This window comes from Maricaulis sp. (genome assembly GCF_017642925.1).
GTDB lineage: Bacteria > Pseudomonadota > Alphaproteobacteria > Caulobacterales > Maricaulaceae > Maricaulis.
The window spans coordinates 1-15,807 of record NZ_JAEPOL010000005.1 but is presented as its reverse complement, the minus strand read 5'-3'; the positions used below and the strand labels follow the sequence as shown (position 1 = coordinate 15,807).

Genomic DNA, 15,807 nt, shown 5'->3' with positions numbered 1-15,807 from the left:
TCAATCGTGCGGGTTCATCAGCAATTCGGCGCCGAATTCGCGGACCTGCAGCCGGACGCGTTCGCCGGCAACCCGCGCCTTGCCGGAGCAGGCGAGGGCGACGCATTGCGGATAGAGCTTGTGCTCGGCTTCCAGCACGCGCGCGGCCAGCGTGTCCGGCGTGTCGCCGGGCAGGACCGGCACGGCGGCCTGGCCGATGATCGGGCCGTCATCCATTTCCGGGCGCACATAATGCACCGTGCAGCCATGGATGCGCACGCCGGCTTCCAGCGCCCGCTCATGCGTGTGCAATCCCTTGAAGGCCGGCAGCAGGGAGGGGTGGATATTGATCAGCAGGTCGCGCCAGCGCTCGGTGAACCACGGCGTCAGGATGCGCATGAAGCCGGCCAGGCAGACGATGCGCGGGCCGTACATCTTCAACGTCGAATCGAGCGCTTCCTCGAAGGCCTCGCGGCCATCATAGTCGCGATGGTCGATGACTTCGGTCGCGATACCCGCCGCTTCGGCAACGGCCAGGCCGGGCGCGTCGGGCCGGTTCGAGGCAACCACCACGATCTCGGCCGGGAAAGCCTCGTCCTTCGCCGCTTCCAGCAGCGCCTGCATGTTCGAACCGCGCCCGGAAATGAGCACGGCGATCTTGGTCTTCGCCATCGGGATTATCCTGGGTCAGGCTGTCTCGACTTGCCCGACAATCATGGCGCGCTCGCCGGTCAAGGCAAGCGCCTCGAGGGCCGCATCCGCAGTCTCCGGTGCGACGCATAGCAGCATGCCGACGCCACAATTGAAGGTACGGTGCATTTCATGGACCTCGATCCCGCCGGTCTCGGCGAGCCACTGGAACATCGGCGGCAGGGTCCAGGCGGAATAGTCGATCCGGGCTTCCAGACCGTCCGGCATCATGCGCGGCGGGTTCTCGACCAGACCGCCGCCGGTGATGTGGGCCAGGCCCTTCACCAGGCCGGACTTGATCAGGGGCAGGCAGGATTTCACATAGAGCCGCGTCGGCGTCAGGAAGGCTTCGCCCAGCGTCTTGCCCGGCTCGAACGGGGCCGGGTCAGACCAGTTCAGTCCGGCGACTTCCATCACCTTGCGGACCAGCGAGAAGCCGTTGGAGTGCACGCCGGAGGAGGCGAGACCGATCAGTACATCGCCGGCCTTCATGGCGTCGTGATCGGGCAGGAGGCGGCCGCGTTCGGCCGCGCCGACAACAAAGCCGGCCAGGTCGAAATCATCCTCGGCATACATGCCGGGCATTTCGGCCGTCTCGCCGCCGATCAGGGCACAGCCGGACTGTTTGCAGCCTTCGGCAATGCCTCTGACGATGGCCTCGCCACGGGCCGGGTCGAGCTTCGAGGTCGCCAGATAGTCCAGGAAGAAGAGCGGTTCGGCGCCCTGGGCCAGCACGTCGTTGACGCACATCGCCACGAGGTCGATGCCGACCGTGTCGAGAATGCCGGTCGCGATTGCCAGCTTCAGCTTGGTGCCGACACCGTCCGTGCCGGAAATCAGGATCGGGTCGTGATAGCCGGCTGCCTTGAGATCGAAAGCGCCGCCGAAACCGCCCAGATCGGCCGCAGCGCCGGCCCGGCGCGTCGCGGCGGCAAGCGGTTTGATGCGGTCGACCAGGGCATCGCCGGCGTCGATATCGACCCCGCTGTCCGCATAGGTGAGCCCGTTCTTGCGTCCGCTATCATCGGTTCCGGCCATGCCGATTCCCCAGCCTTCTGTCAAAGTGCGGCGGAGTACAGTCGAAACCCGCTCCAGACGCAAGCCACGGGCTTCACGCGGGACTGCGTCCGGTTATAGTGGCGCGACATCCGAACCTGACAGGAGCCTGCCGTGCGATTCCTTCTCGCTGCCTTGTGTCTCACCCTTGTTCCGCTGGCAGCGGCGCAGGCGGACGACCCCTATACGGTCACCGGCGTGGAGATCGATGCGACCGCCGACAATGCCCTGCAGGCCCAGACGCGTGCGATGCAGCAGGGCCAGCGCCTCGCCGCCCGCCGGCTGATCGAGCGTCTCACCCTGGCCGAGGACCGGGCCGGCACACCGCTGGACAGCGGCGCATTTGCCCTGGACGACGCCATCATCGCGGAAATGATCTCCGGCCTGCAGATTCGCGACGAGCAGCGCAGCTCCACGCGTTATCTCGCCAAGCTGGATGTCGGCTTCCATCGCCGCTCGGTGGCACGCGTCCTGGAGAACTACGGTATTCCCTTTGTCGACAGTCCGGCGCGCGCGACCCTTGTCCTGCCGGTGCTGGATGCCGGCGGCGACCTGGTGTTGTGGCGTGACAATCCCTGGCGCGAGGCCTGGCAGAGCCGGCGCTTCCGTCATGCGCTGACGCCGATGATGCTGGCGTCCGCCGATCCGGAAACGGCGCCGATCACCGCGCGCCAGGCGCTGCAGCTGGACGAGGCGTCCCTGGGTGCGCTGGCCATGCAGTACGGCGTCACCCGGATCGCGATCCTGCGCGCGGCCCAACAGCCCTCCGAGGCGGTGCGGGCTGGCGGCTATATGGTGGAGTTTGCCCAGGACGGGACGATGGCCGTCGATACCTGGGGGCCGATGAGTTTCTATGGCGGCTGGGCCGAGGCGGCGGATTTCTTCGTGATCGAGCGCGAGGATGCCTGGAAGCGCCAGAGCATTGTGCGCGACATGGAAGAGACCGAGATGCGCGTCACGGTGCTCTACAGCGGTATCGACGAATGGCGCCGTCTGCAGACCGCGCTGGCGCGTGCCTCCTTGGTGCGCAATGCCCAGCTCGATGCGCTGTCGCGCGACGGCGCGCGCATGACGGTGCAGTATCGCGGGGCCCTGGACCAGCTGGTCACGGAACTTGCCGAACGCGGCGCCGCACTGGAAGAACACCCGGAACTGGGCTGGGTGGTGCTGGCCACCCGGTGATCCCTTGAACCGGCGGGCCGACATGACACCCCAACTGGCACTCGATCTGCCGGCGCGCGAGGATTTCAGCGCGTCGAGCCTGATCCTCGGCCCGTCCAATGCCGAGGCGCTGGCCGCACTTGGCCGCTGGCCGGACTGGCCGCGCAATGTCATGGCGCTGATCGGGCCGGAAGGGGCTGGCAAGTCGCATCTGGCGACGGTCTGGGCGCTGCGCTGCGAGGCGGAGATCGTCGAGGCTGCCGATCTGGCCGAACGGCTGGCGGACATTGCGCCGGGGCGCCGCGTACTGGTGGAAGACATCGACCGTGCCCTGGATGATGACGCGCTGTTCCACACGCTCAACCGTGCAGCCGAGGGCGATATCCCGGCCCTGTTGTTGACGGCCCGCAAACCGCCGGTGCTGTGGCCGGCACAATTGCCCGATCTGGTATCGCGGCTGCGGGCGCTGCCGCATGCAGATCTGCACGAAGCCGACGATGAATTGCTCACCCGGCTGATCGAGAAACAGCTGCAGGACCGGGGCGCCCCGATCCGGCCCGGCGTGATAGACTATCTGCTGCCGCGCATGGAGCGTTCGGCCACGGCCGTACGCCGCATCGTCGAGCGGATGGACAAGCTGGCGCTCGTGAAGAAAACGCCAATAACACGTGCTATTGCGCGGGAAGTGCTGGACACCTGGCAGGACAGTGGAGAGACGGAATGAACCTCCCGGCCCGGGATATCGCCGACATCGACGCGCTGATGCAGTCGCCTGCGCGTTACCTGAACCGGGAATTGTCCTGGGTGCGCTTCAATCTGCGCGTCCTCGAGGAGGCGGAGAATCCGAACCATCCGGTGTTCGAACGCCTGCGTTTCCTGTCGATCTCGGCCAGCAATCTGGACGAGTTCTACATGGTCCGCGTCGCGGGTCTGCGCGCGCAGATGCACTCCGGTGTCACCGCCACCAGTATCGACGGGCTGACCCCGGCCGAGCAGCTGGAGAAGATCCACGCGCTGGCGGGCGAGCTGATGCTCAAGCAGCAGAACCTGTGGCGCAAGCTGAGGACGGAGATGGGCCGGGCCGGGGTAAAAGTCCTCGAACCGCACCAGATATCAAAGACCGACGAGGCCTGGCTGCGCGGCGAGTTTCTCAAACACACCCTGCCGGTGATCACGCCGCTGGCGATCGACCCCGCGCATCCCTTCCCCTTCATCCCCAATCTGGGCTTTGCTCTGGCGCTGCAATTGCGCAAACAGGGCACGGGCAAGCTGATGAATGCGCTGATCCCGCTGCCCAGCGGGGTGAAGCGCTTTGTCGAACTGCCGACACGCGCGCGCCGCGATGGCGGCCGGCCGGACCGGCGCTTCATGTCGCTGGAAGCGGTGCTGACCCTGTTCGTCGACACGCTCTTTCCGGGTCATGAAGTGGTCGGCAAGGGCGTCTTCCGGGTGATCCGCGACAGCGATATCGAGGTCGAGGAAGAGTCCGAAGACCTGATGCTGGAATTCGAGAACCTTCTCAAACAGCGCCGCCGCGGCGCTGTGGTCCGCCTGACCATGGAAACCGGCATGCCGCCGGCGCTGCGCGACCTCATCGTCCAGCACATGCATGCCGGCCCGCAGGACATCGTACCGGTGAACGGTCTTCTGGGCCTGGCCCAGATCGGTCAGCTGATCCCGGACGACCGGCCCGATCACATGTTCAAACCCTATGAGCCGCGCTATCCCGAACGGATCCGCGATCATGGCGGCAATTGCTTCTCGGCGATCCGCGAGAAGGACATCATCGTCCACCACCCCTATGAGAGTTTCGATGTGGTGGTGGAATTCCTGCGCCAGGCGGCGGCCGATCCCGACGTCATCGCCATCAAGCAGACGCTCTACCGCACCTCCAAGGACAGCCCGATCGTGGCGGCCCTGATCGAGGCGGCCGAGAGCGGCAAGAATGTCACCGCCCTGGTCGAGCTGAAGGCGCGTTTTGACGAGGAAGCGAACCTGAAATGGGCGCGCGACCTGGAACGCGCCGGTGTGCAGGTCGTCTACGGCTTCATCGAGTACAAGACCCACGCCAAGATCTCGCTGGTGGTGCGGCGCGAGGGTTCGGACCTGCGCACCTACGCCCATTTCGGCACCGGCAACTACCACCCGATCACGGCGCGCATCTATACCGACCTGTCGCTGTTCACCGCCGACCCGGCCTTCGGGCGCGATGCGGGGCGGGTGTTCAACTATGTCACCGGCTATGCGCGTCCGGAAAATCTGGAGCGGCTGTCGGTCTCGCCGATCGGCATGAAGGAATTCATCCTCGAACATATCGAGCGCGAGATCGAGAATGCCCGCGCCGGCAAGCCGGCGGCCGTGTGGGCCAAGCTGAACTCGCTCGTCCATCCGGAAATCATCGATACGCTCTATCGCGCCAGCCAGGCCGGGGTGCGTGTCGAACTCGTGGTGCGGGGCATTTGCTGCCTGCGTCCGGGGATCAAGGGCCTGTCCGAGAACATCCGCGTCAAATCCATCGTTGGCCGTTTCCTCGAGCATTCGCGCATCGTGTGCTTTGCCAACGGCGCCGCGATGCCGTCGCCGGCGGCCAAGGTGTTCATCTCTTCCGCCGACTGGATGCCGCGTAATCTGGACCGCCGGGTCGAGCATCTCTGCCCGATCCAGAACCCCACCGTGCACCGCCAGGTGCTGGACCAGATCATGGTCGCCAATCTCAATGATACCGATCAGAGCTGGTATATGGATTCAGAGGGCGATTATCACCGGGTGGACACGGCCAATGTCGACAAGCCGTTCAGTGCGCACGCCTATTTCATGACCAATCCCAGCCTGTCCGGCCGCGGCCACGCGCTCAAGAACGACCAGCCGCCGACGCTGACCGGCAGTACCGGCAGCTGACCGCCTTGGACGACGTCATCCAGCCGATCGAGCCGCTGATTGCGGAAACCGCCATTCATCGCGATATCGCGGTGATCGATGTCGGCTCCAACTCGGTGCGCCTGGTGCATTTCCGGGTCGAGGGGCGGGCGCTCTGGCCGATTTTCAACGAGAAAGTGATGGCCGGTCTGGGCCGCGGCGTTCGCGAGACGGGGCGGCTGCATACGGAAGGCCGGGACATCGCCCTGCGCGCGCTCAAACGCTTTCAGCGCCTGCTGGACGCCAAGGGCGTGCGTGAGCGGCATGTCGTGGCTACGGCTGCCGTGCGTAACGCCGTCGATGGTCGAGCCTTTGTCGCGGAAGCCGCGGAGCTGACCGGCCTGGATATCCGGATCCTGTCCGGCGAGGACGAGGCGCGCCTGTCGGCGATGGGTGTGCTGACCGGCATCCCCGATGCGCGTGGCGTGACGGGCGATCTGGGCGGGTCCAGCCTGGAACTCACGCCGATCGCCGATGGTGCGGTGGGCGAGGGCAAAACGTTCGAGCTTGGACCGCAGGCGGTTCTTTCCGGCGATCTCTTCGACAGTGCGGCGGCCCAGGCCGTGATCGATGAACGCCTGGCCGAAGGCGGTGTCCTGACGGGACAGGGCGGCACCTTCTATGCCGTGGGCGGGGCCTGGCGTGCCATGGCGCAACTGGCCTTTGCGCGGTTCGACCATCCGCTGCACGTCGTACACCAGTTCGAGCTGTCGGCCGCCGAAGCGCTGGAACTGGCGCGGCTGGCGACCCGGTTAAGCGCCGCGTCGCTGACCGGTGTGCCCGGACTGTCATCACGCCGGGTTACGACGCTGCCCTATGCCGCGCTTCTCCTGCGGCGGGTGATCCGGCATGGCGGGTTCGGGCGCGTCGTGTTCTCGGCCTATGGCGTGCGCGAAGGGGTGCTGGCCGAGGGCCTGCCACCTGACCTTCTGGCGACCGATCCGCTGATCGCGGGGGCCGAGACGATGGCCCGTCCGTCTTCACCCTCGCCGGATTTCGGCCGGGCACTCGCCGCCTGGATCGCACCGGCCATGCGCGAGGTGGAGACGGCCTTCGATCCGGCGCGCGACCGGGTGCTGCAGGAGGCCGGAGCGCGACTGACCGATCTGGGTGCGCGCTTCCATCCCGACCACCGGGCCGAGCTGGCGCGCGATACTGTGCTGTATGCGCCCTTTGCCGGTGTCACCCATGCCGAACGGGCCTTCCTGGCTGCTGCCTTGCACTATCGCTATGCCGGCAAGCGGAGCGAGCTGGAGCCGCATGCCGAATTCGAGCTGTTGAGCGAGGTGCAGCACAATGTCGCCCAGATGATGGGCTGTGCGCTGCGTCTGGGCGCCAAACTGTCCGGCCGGGCACCGCGTCTGCTGGACCGCTTCACCCTGACGGTGACACCGGCCGAGGTCTGCCTGGCGGTCGATGAGAGCGTGCGTGACCTTTATGTCGAGCGATCCCTGTCCCTGCTGGACAATCTGGCCCGTGCCATCGGCCGCGAAGGGCGTGCCGAATACGTCTAGGACGCAGCGGGCCGGTTATAATTTATCCTCGCCGTGGACTGCAAAAGCCGGCGGCTTCTTACAGTGGCGTAAGGTTTGTCCGACAGTATGGTCGCGGGATAAACCGGCTTTGCGGACATATGTTCAAGCGTTTAGGGGAATATCTTTTCGCGCCCGTACCGGTGCCGCAGGACGTGGCAGGCTGGGTGCGGGCGCGGCAGCTGGACGCGTTTCAGCGGTTCAGCCCGGTTGCGGCCGGGGCCAATATTGCCAATGCGGTACTGGTTGCGGGTGTGATGATACAGACCAGCCAGATGTGGTCCGGCCTGTTCTGGGCGCTCGCCATCACCGCACCCAATCTCTTCCTCCTTTATGGCTGGCTGCGTAAACGCCGGCGTCCGCTGCGCCCCGCGGCTTCGGAACGGTCGATCAGCCGTAATCTGCGCGACAGTTCGATCCTGGCGCTGGTCTGGGCGGCTTTCCCGATCCTGTTCTACAATTCCATGTCGGGCTCGTTTCAGGCGGCCGTCGTTGCCGTGACGGTCGGCATGCTGTGCGGCGGTGCCTTCATGCTGTCCAGCCTGCCGCGCGCGGCGATGGCATGGATCGGCATCATTACCGCAGGCTCGCTTGTCGCCCTGTTCCGGAACCCGGATCCGGTCGAGCTCTATGTCGCCGCACTCCTGCTGGTCTATTCCGGCGTGCTGGCGCAATCGGTCCGCTGGTCCCATTCGGAATTTGTCCACCGCTTGCTGGGCGAGCGTGTCGCACAACAGCAGACCGAGCTGATCGGTCTGCTGTTGCATGATTTCGAGGAGGCCGCCTCCGACTGGCTATGGCGCACCGACACGTCGGGCCGGATCCGGTCCGGCCTGCCGCGTTTCGATCCGGACAATATCCGTTCGGAGGATCACCCTGCGCCAGCGCTGCTGTCTCTGTTCGAACGGGGTGTGGCCGCCAGCGAACTGGCACATCTGATGGCCGGCGAAGAGGCTTTCTCGGATCGCGAGCTGCGGCTGAAGGGCGATGGCACCGTGCGCTGGGTCAGCCTGACCGGAAAGCCGCGCTATGAGGACGGGCGTTTCACCGGCTACCAGGGCGTGGCCTCCGATATTACCGCGACGCGCGAGAGCGCCGAAAAGATCGAGTATCTGGCCTCGCACGACACCCTGACGGGCCTCGCCAACCGGGCGACGCTTTCGGCACTGCTCGATCAGCGCATGCAATTGCCGGACGGCCGTACGAGCCTGTTATTGCTGGACCTGGACCGGTTCAAGGTCATCAATGACACGATGGGACACGGGGTGGGCGACCGCGTGCTGGTGACCGTCGCCAGCCGCCTGCGCCATGTTGTGGGGCGGGCTGGCATCGTGTGCCGGATGGGCGGTGACGAATTTGCCATTGTTCTGACCGATCCGGGTCGCGAGGCCCAGTATATCGGACGCCAGATCGTCGATGCGATCGAGCTGCCGATCACGATCGACGACGCCGTGGTGGATTGTTCGACCTGTATCGGCATCCGTCAGCTCGGTGCCGGTGATACCTGCGTCCAGGCAGTGCTGAGCCAGGCCGACCTTGCGCTCTATCGTGCGAAGGCGAGCGGGCAGGGCAATGTCGTCGAGTTCGACCGGACGATGGACATCGAGGCCCAGGCGCTGATGCGGATGGAGCGGGACCTCAGGGCGGCGATCGACAACGACCAGATCCATCTGGTCTATCAGCCGCTGATCGACATCGACCGGAACCGGACCACCGGTTGCGAGGCGCTGCTGCGCTGGACCCATCCGGAACACGGCAATGTGCCGCCCGACCGCTTCATCGAACTGGCCGAGCGCAGCGGACTGATCGTGCCGATGGGAGAATGGGTGATCCGGTCGGTTGTCGCGGCCGCGGCGCGGATCGATAACGATATCTGCCTGGCCGTCAACGTGTCGCCGGTACAATTGCGCAATCCCAACCTGCCCGCCGTTTTCATCGAGGCGCTGACGCGCTACGGGGTCGATCCGGGCCGTATCGAAGTGGAAATCACCGAATCCGTCCTGCTGGCGGATACCGATGCGAACCTGAACATCCTGCAGAAGCTTCGCGATATCGGCCTGAAAATCAGCCTGGACGATTTTGGCACCGGCTATTCCTCCTTCAGCTATCTGCGCAAATTCGCCTTCGACAAGCTGAAGATCGACCGCTCCTTCGTCGAACCGCTGGACCGCGAGCCGCAATCCATCTCCATCGTCGGCTCGATCAACGCGCTCGCCCGGGCCCTGCAGATGACGACGGTTGCCGAGGGCGTCGAGACCGAACGCCAGTTCGAGGCCGTGCGCATTATCGGCTGCGACCAGGCTCAAGGCTATCTCTTCGCACGTCCACTGACGCTGGACGCGCTGGTCGCGCATGTCGAGGCCGAGCGCCGCGAGGGCGGTCTCAGAATGAGCCGCGCCGGCTGACCGGGCTCGCCACAGCACGCGCTGCGCGTTATCTGGGACGGGACGGATCGCAAGGGATGGCGGCGTGAGCTTTATCGACGGCTATAAACACCAGCTTGTGGGCTATTTCGGCTATTTGCCGGTTTACCGCCCGCTTGAAGATATCGACGGTCCGCCGCAGGAGTTTTCCTGTCCGCGCGGCGGTTTGGTTATCGGCGGCGGCAGCGGTGAACACCCCGGCCTTGTCCTTCGAAATCCGGCTGGCGCGGTGGCTGAGTTTTTGCGCGAGACCTGGCCGGACCGTGCAGCCGAAGCCGGCTGGCGCGAGGCGATCCACGATCATCTGCGCACACCGTCCGACTGCCTCGACTTTGCCGGCTGGGACGTCGAGGATTATGTCCGCTTCCACACATTGTGCACCACGGCCGTCCCGAACCCCTATGATCCGGACGGCCCGGCGTCGGGTTTCGAGAGCTGGCTGTGCTGTTCGCTGGGCGAGTTTGTCTTCTTCGCCATGCCGGAACTGGCGCGCGGCCTCATTGAGCGTCTCGACGACCCCTTGCGCGATCTGGTGCATGTCTACTGGAACAACATCCTGCTGCCACCGCCGGGCCTGCCGCTCTATGCCAATGGCGGCAGTGCCTGGGATGCGAGGCTCAAGCCTTTGGCCTAAAGCGTGATCACCTGATCGCTCTAGGCTTTCACCTCGGAAACGCAGACCTTGCCGTCCTTCAGCGTCAGCGACAGTTCGCCCCGTTTGAGACGGCGGGCCGGTTCGCCGAACACGTCGCGCCGCCAGCCGGTCATCGCGGCGACATCTTCGTCATCGCCACTGGCGATCTTTTCGAGATCCGGCACGGTGGCGATCAGGCGCGGCGCGACACCGGCATCCTCGGCGACGAATTTCAGCAGCACTTTGAGCAATTCCACGGTCGGCCCCGTGCCCTGCGGCGGCGGTGCGGACTTTTCGTATTTCGGTGCGTATGATTCCGGCGCGGCCAGGGCAGCCGACATTTTCTCGAACAGGCGGCGGGCCGGCGAGGAGCGCTCGAAGCCTTTCGGCACGGCGCGCAGCCCGGTGAGCTGGTCCGGCGTTGTCGGCGCGACACCGGCGATCTCGTAGATCGCATCATCCTTCATCACGCGCTGGCGCGGCATGTCCCGGGTCTGGGCCTCGGTCTCGCGCCAGGCGGCAGCGGCACGCAGCGCCGCCAGCCATTTGGGCGAATTCTTGCGCAGCTTCATCCGGCGCCAGCTCTCTTCGGGATCGAGGCGGTAGGTGTCCGGATTGGTGAGGATTTTCATTTCCTCGGCCAGCCATTCGGCCCGGCCCTTCTTCTCCAGGCGCTCCTGCATGATCGGGTAGAGATCGCGCAGATGGGTCACGTCGGCCATGGCGTATTCCAGCTGGGCGTCGCTCAGCGGGCGGCGCGACCAGTCGGTGAAGCGCGGACCCTTGTCGATCGGGCGTTTCAGCAGCGCCTTCACCAGCGCGTCATAGGCAATCGAGTCGCCCAGGCCCAGCGCCATGGCGGCGACCTGGCTGTCGAACATCGGATGCGGGATCAGGCTGTCGCCGCCGCGGTGGAAGAAGATCTCCAGGTCCTGCCGTGCAGCATGGAAGACCTTGATGATCCGCTCATCCGCCATCAGCTCCCAGAAGGGTTCCAGGTCGAGACCGTCAGCCAGCGGGTCGATAATGACTTCCGTCGGGCCGCCGGCCGCCTGTATCAGGCAGAGCTGCGGCCAGTACACCGTTTCACGCATGAACTCGGTGTCGACAGCCATGTAGGGATTCTGGAGGAGGTCGTCACAGGCCTTTTCCAGGCCCTTTGTCGTCGTGATTATATTCATGGAGCCGCCGTTTAGCGTGGTACGAGCGTTTTGACTATCTCGAAGGCGAGTCGGGGGGGGAGCGCCAGCGCAGCGATTGCCGCCAGAGAATAAACAGACCCGCCAGCAGGCTGATCGCGGCGATCACCAGGAAGGCGGTCTGGATCGGCAGGGTCAGGGCGGCGATGGCTGCCAGCACGAATTGTCCGGCGGTCGCGGTGGCGGCATTGAGAATCCCGCCCGCCGCCAGCAGCCGGCCGCGCAGCTCGGCCGGTGCGCGGCGCTGGGCCATGGCCTGCAGGGGCACCACGAAGAGACCGGCCGACACGGCGGCCATGCCCAGATCGATCAGGATGCGCAGATTGGCCGGCTCGGCCAGGAAGGCGTTTGCAGAGACCAGCGGCGCGCTTTCCGGTGTCAGCGGGTTGGACCAGGTGTGCAGGGCGACATCCCCGGCGAAAATCACGACGCCGAAGGCACCGGCGATCGAGAAGGGCAGGGCATCGCCGTCACCGCTCAGCGCGCCGCACGCCATGGCACCGATCGCCGCGCCGACCGTGAACAGCGCCGAGAAAAGCAATACGACGGTTTCGTCCGCGCCCAGCACCGAGGCCGTGAAGACCGGCATCAGCGTGATGATCGAGGCGGCCAGCATCCAGAACCAGGCCACACCCATCAGCGGCCGCAGCACGGCCGGCGCTTTCAGCGCATAGCCCAGCACGCGAATTGTCTCGCCGATGAAGTTGACGGTCAGCGGCATGTCCGGTTGCGAGGCGGGCGCTTGCGGCAATTGCCGGATCGCCAGCCAGCCGATGATCGCCATCACGACCAGCCCGCCGCCCACGGCCTGCGGTCCGAAGGACTGGGTGATCAGCCAGGTGCCGGTGCCGATGCCGATCAGCACCGAAACGTTCAGCAGGCCGGAGATCAGCGCATTGGCAGGCACCAGCTCGGTGTCGGTCAGAAGCGTGGGCAGGGCGGAATTCTTGGCCGGGGTGAAAAAGGCCGATTGCGTGCCCATCAGGAAGAGCGCCGTCATCAACAGGTGCGGCTGTTCCAGGATGAAACCCAGGGCCGTGATCGCCATTAGCCAGATCTCGGCGAATTTGGCAAAACGCATGATGCGCGTGCGGTCGAACTTGTCGGCCATGCGGCCGGCGACGGCCGAGAACAGGAAGATCGGCACGGTGAACATCGAGGCGGCAACCGAGACCAGGGTCAGCCGGTCCAGCCCGAACAGGGTCAGGCCTTCGAACGTGATCAGCGTGACCAGGGCATAGCGGAAGAAATTGTCGTTGAAGGCGCCCAGCGACTGGGCGACCAGCAGGGGCAGGAAACGCTTCTGCGTGACCAGACGGGCGGCAATCTTGGCACTCATGACACTGTCTCCGTGTCGGTACGCCCCTGCGCGAGGCCCTCGGCCTCCAGGGCGCGGGTGCGGGTTTCAATCGTGGTCATCAGGCGCGGCAGGAAGGCATCGCGCGGCAGGCCCGGCGGGATCGGATCGAGAAACGCGATCACTGCCGGGCCGGGATGCTTGACCCATTCATTCTTCGGCCAGCGCAGCCCCATATTGGTGGCGACGGGCACGACGGGGCGGTTCAGTGTCTCATACATGAGGTGCACGCCCTTCCTGTAGCGCTTGGCCTCGCCGACTGCGGCCAGATTGCCCTCCGGATAGATCAGCAGCGGGCGCGGATCGTCGGCCGCGCGGTTGAGCACGTCCTGCATCGACTGGTCCGAGGCGCGGTCGCCGGGCGAGTTGACCATGGTCGCGCCCGAACGGGCGACGATGCGGCCAACCAGCGGAAACTTGGCGATTGCCGTGCCGATGATGAAATTGATATCGCCGGTAACCGCCATCATCATGAAACCGTCGGCCCAGGACTGGTGTTTCGAGGCGATGATCACCGGCTGGCCCGCCGGTGGCGTGCCGCGCACCTGGATACGGATACCCAGCACCCATCGCATCAGGCCGCGCACCGTGCGGCAGGCCGTGCGCATGACGGCGCGAACGGGCCGGGGCGAGGGTTGCAGGGTCAGGGCGGCCGCGATCAGCACGAACACGGCCAGACAGGCATAGAACAGGATGTTGAACACGGTCGATCGCATGACACTCCCCGGGTGCGGCCGGGCCCTGGCCGCGTCTCATGCGCAGCTCCGGACCGGACGGCTGGAAGACTGCGCGCGTTCTTCACGCGGCGCAAACCGGGCCGCGTATTCCGCTTCCAGTTCGCGCGAGCGGGCCTCGACGCGGCTTTCCAGTTCCGCCAGCACCGCATCGCGGTCGGCACTTGGGGCGATCGGGTCCATGAATTCGATCACCGCCGTGCCGGAAAACTTGGTCCAGCCCTGTAGCGGCCAGCACTGGCCCAGATTGGTGGCGACGGGCACGATCGGCCGGTCCAGAGCCTGGCTCAGGCGCCACACGCCGGACCGGTAGCGCAAGCCTTCGCCGACCGGGGTGAGATGGCCCTCCGGATAGATCAGCACCGGGCGCGGGCGGCCTTCGCCCTGCGAGCGGGCAATACCCTCGGCCAGGCTCTTCTGCGCCTCCGCGCCGCCGCCATTGGACAGCACGATCGCGCCGCAGCGTTTCAGCACCCAGCCGATCAGCGGGAATTTCAGCATGTGGTCGCCGCAGACGAAATTCACATCGCCGCACTTGGCCATCATCACGATGCCGTCGCCCCAGGACTGGTGCTTGGCGCCGATGATCACCGGCTGGTCTTTCGGCGGCGTGCCGCGTACCTCGACGCGGATGCCGCAGACGACGCGCATCAGAATTACCGTGGCGCGGCAGTAGGAGCGCAGACCGTGCATCAGCACGCGGCGGCCGGGCACGAGCGCCAAGATGGCGCAGAGGATGGCGTAGACGCCGGACAGGAACCAGTAGGCACAGTTGAACACGAAGGACCGCATCACGGCCTCCCTTGGCTGTTGGAAGTCATTGGAAAATCGGGTGGATCAGGCGGTGTGCAGCACGGCCATGATCGCGCGGGTGAAGTCGTCCACATAGTAGGTGAGCGGTCTGGCGATCCGGCCGTAGAGCGAATACTCCGCCGCCTGCATCACCACACCCAGCGCCATGGCGGATTTCAGTTCGGCATCGCCCTGGGGGATTTCGCCGCGCGCCATCGCGTCGGCTACACAGGCCGTCATCAGGTCGGACGGGTCGGCCCCGCCATCGCCCGACGCCGCGATGAAATAATTGCGGTGGGTGAGGTGGAAGGCAAATTGCGCCGGATCGGTCTGCGCCAGGTGGCAATAGGCCCGGGTGAGGGCACGGGCGATATCCTCCAGCGAGGCGCCCGGGGCCAGATTGTCTGTCACCAGGCTTTCCAGCCGGGCATGGATCGCCTCGAACATCTGCCGGCCCAGCGCATCCTTGGACTTGAAGTGGCGATACATGGCGCCGTCGGATATGCCGCAGGCTCCGGCGATCTGCTTGATCGACACCCCGTCCATCCCGTGCCGGGCAAACAGCATCAGCGCTGCCCGCTCGATCCGCGCCTTGGTCGTACCGGCCTTCGCCGTCACACCGGTATTGGCATCCACACCGTCGAACAGGTCAGTTCTCAGCATTCCGGTCATCGCTTTCGTCCCGTGTTGCAGGATCGTGTGAACGATCATTCACGCATTTTATGAAATGGTGTTCGTAGAATTGCAAGTGAATAATTACTTACATACGGGTTCTGGTGTTAGAGAATTGAATTTTATTGATTATCGCGCTGAGTTTTCTTTCTCCCCGTCCGGGGAGAAGGTGCCCGCAGGGCGGATGAGGGGCGCGCGGCAGCGCTGAGACGAGTCTTGAGCAGGCCGCTGCGCGGCCGCCTCTCACCTTTGATTCCTCTCCCCGGTCGGGGGAGAGGGGGTGCTGAAGCCACCACCCCCCTGAAGACCTCGTTTTCTCCCGGTCGAATGCCCGGCGAAGGCCGGGCGGAGAGCCGGGATCTACGGGAAGCTCATCGCTTGAAACGATCTCCGGTCGGTCCCGGATCTGCAGCCTGCTTGCGCGGGCCTCCGTCCGGGAAAAAGTGAGGCGGTTGGAAGACAGAGCGCAAACGCCGCCACCAAGCACCGTCACCCTGACGAAAGTCAGGGCCCAGTTCATAGAGCCGGGTGGTCGCGATCTCGCACTTATCCCCCATGATGGCGCAGTACGATCCGAGCCCGCCTGGCCCAAATCTCCCTTTACGATCTGGGTCCTGACCTTCGTCAGGATGACGGTTTGTGGAGCGGATATCGGAAACTTA

General features: G+C 65.3%; 13 protein-coding genes. 6 read left to right on the top strand and 7 right to left on the bottom strand.

Translation table 11 applies throughout. The features are described from left to right. Positions 1-651 carry a phosphoribosylglycinamide formyltransferase gene (purN, locus tag JJ918_RS05245; protein WP_291884223.1) on the bottom strand — a complete coding sequence of 217 codons (651 nt, stop codon included), beginning with the start codon at positions 649-651 and terminating at the stop codon, positions 1-3. A gap of 15 nt (positions 652-666) precedes the next feature. Continuing rightward, positions 667-1,707: a phosphoribosylformylglycinamidine cyclo-ligase gene (gene purM / locus JJ918_RS05240; protein ID WP_291884221.1), complete on the bottom strand. Its 1,041-nt coding sequence runs from the start codon at positions 1,705-1,707 to the stop codon at positions 667-669. Positions 1,708-1,839: 132 nt separating this feature from the next. On the opposite strand from purM, the gene JJ918_RS05235 reads away from it, so the two are divergent. The 6 genes from JJ918_RS05235 to JJ918_RS05210 all read left to right on the top strand — a co-directional run bounded on the left by JJ918_RS05235 (position 1,840) and on the right by JJ918_RS05210 (position 10,391). Continuing rightward, complete coding sequence (locus JJ918_RS05235; protein WP_291884219.1) at positions 1,840-2,907, top strand: DUF2066 domain-containing protein; 1,068 nt, start codon at positions 1,840-1,842, stop codon at positions 2,905-2,907. Positions 2,908-2,929: 22 nt separating this feature from the next. Continuing rightward, on the top strand, positions 2,930-3,610 hold the full coding sequence (locus tag JJ918_RS05230; protein ID WP_291884216.1) for a hypothetical protein: 681 nt from the start codon (positions 2,930-2,932) through the stop codon (positions 3,608-3,610). Continuing rightward, a complete protein-coding gene (locus tag JJ918_RS05225) occupies positions 3,607-5,784 on the top strand; it encodes an RNA degradosome polyphosphate kinase (RefSeq protein ID WP_291884214.1) in 2,178 nt (725 codons plus the stop codon). Before JJ918_RS05230 ends, JJ918_RS05225 begins: the two co-directional genes overlap by 4 nt. A gap of 5 nt (positions 5,785-5,789) precedes the next feature. Then, complete coding sequence (locus JJ918_RS05220) at positions 5,790-7,316, top strand: Ppx/GppA family phosphatase (RefSeq protein ID WP_291884212.1); 1,527 nt, start codon at positions 5,790-5,792, stop codon at positions 7,314-7,316. Between the two features lie 119 nt (positions 7,317-7,435). Further along, the gene (locus JJ918_RS05215) at positions 7,436-9,739 is read left to right on the top strand and encodes an EAL domain-containing protein (protein ID WP_291884209.1); all 2,304 of its coding nucleotides are present in this window, start codon (positions 7,436-7,438) and stop codon (positions 9,737-9,739) included. Between the two features lie 64 nt (positions 9,740-9,803). Next, positions 9,804-10,391 carry a hypothetical protein gene (locus JJ918_RS05210; RefSeq protein WP_291884207.1) on the top strand — a complete coding sequence of 196 codons (588 nt, stop codon included), beginning with the start codon at positions 9,804-9,806 and terminating at the stop codon, positions 10,389-10,391. Between the two features lie 20 nt (positions 10,392-10,411). On the opposite strand, the gene rnd is transcribed toward JJ918_RS05210, so the two are convergent. From rnd to JJ918_RS05185, 5 genes are read right to left on the bottom strand one after another with little or no spacing between them, the layout of a single operon-like run. Then, a complete protein-coding gene (gene rnd, locus JJ918_RS05205; RefSeq protein WP_291884205.1) occupies positions 10,412-11,572 on the bottom strand; it encodes a ribonuclease D in 1,161 nt (386 codons plus the stop codon). Between the two features lie 34 nt (positions 11,573-11,606). After that, a complete protein-coding gene (locus JJ918_RS05200; RefSeq protein WP_291884202.1) occupies positions 11,607-12,929 on the bottom strand; it encodes an MFS transporter in 1,323 nt (440 codons plus the stop codon). Then, positions 12,926-13,663 (bottom strand): 1-acyl-sn-glycerol-3-phosphate acyltransferase, encoded by a 738-nt coding sequence (locus tag JJ918_RS05195; protein ID WP_291884200.1) that lies wholly within the window; start codon positions 13,661-13,663, stop codon positions 12,926-12,928. The genes JJ918_RS05200 and JJ918_RS05195 overlap by 4 nt, the downstream gene beginning before the upstream one ends. 36 nt (positions 13,664-13,699) lie before the next feature. Next, positions 13,700-14,473: a 1-acyl-sn-glycerol-3-phosphate acyltransferase gene (locus JJ918_RS05190; protein ID WP_291884198.1), complete on the bottom strand. Its 774-nt coding sequence runs from the start codon at positions 14,471-14,473 to the stop codon at positions 13,700-13,702. Between the two features lie 45 nt (positions 14,474-14,518). Beyond that, positions 14,519-15,136: a TetR/AcrR family transcriptional regulator gene (locus tag JJ918_RS05185; protein WP_291884196.1), complete on the bottom strand. Its 618-nt coding sequence runs from the start codon at positions 15,134-15,136 to the stop codon at positions 14,519-14,521. Positions 15,137-15,807 lie beyond the last annotated feature (671 nt).

Excerpts from the sequence above, each read along its gene's own strand:
- purN (WP_291884223.1), bottom strand. The coding sequence starts at position 651 with ATGGCGAAGACCAAGATCGCCGTGCTCATTTCCGGGCGCGGTTCGAAC.
- purM (WP_291884221.1), bottom strand. The coding sequence starts at position 1,707 with ATGGCCGGAACCGATGATAGCGGACGCAAGAACGGGCTCACCTATGCG.
- JJ918_RS05230 (WP_291884216.1), top strand. The coding sequence starts at position 2,930 with ATGACACCCCAACTGGCACTCGATCTGCCGGCGCGCGAGGATTTCAGC.
- JJ918_RS05225 (WP_291884214.1), top strand. The coding sequence starts at position 3,607 with ATGAACCTCCCGGCCCGGGATATCGCCGACATCGACGCGCTGATGCAG.
- JJ918_RS05215 (WP_291884209.1), top strand. The coding sequence starts at position 7,436 with ATGTTCAAGCGTTTAGGGGAATATCTTTTCGCGCCCGTACCGGTGCCG.
- rnd (WP_291884205.1), bottom strand. The coding sequence starts at position 11,572 with ATGAATATAATCACGACGACAAAGGGCCTGGAAAAGGCCTGTGACGAC.
- JJ918_RS05200 (WP_291884202.1), bottom strand. The coding sequence starts at position 12,929 with ATGAGTGCCAAGATTGCCGCCCGTCTGGTCACGCAGAAGCGTTTCCTG.
- JJ918_RS05195 (WP_291884200.1), bottom strand. The coding sequence starts at position 13,663 with ATGCGATCGACCGTGTTCAACATCCTGTTCTATGCCTGTCTGGCCGTG.
- JJ918_RS05190 (WP_291884198.1), bottom strand. The coding sequence starts at position 14,473 with ATGCGGTCCTTCGTGTTCAACTGTGCCTACTGGTTCCTGTCCGGCGTC.
- JJ918_RS05185 (WP_291884196.1), bottom strand. The coding sequence starts at position 15,136 with ATGCTGAGAACTGACCTGTTCGACGGTGTGGATGCCAATACCGGTGTG.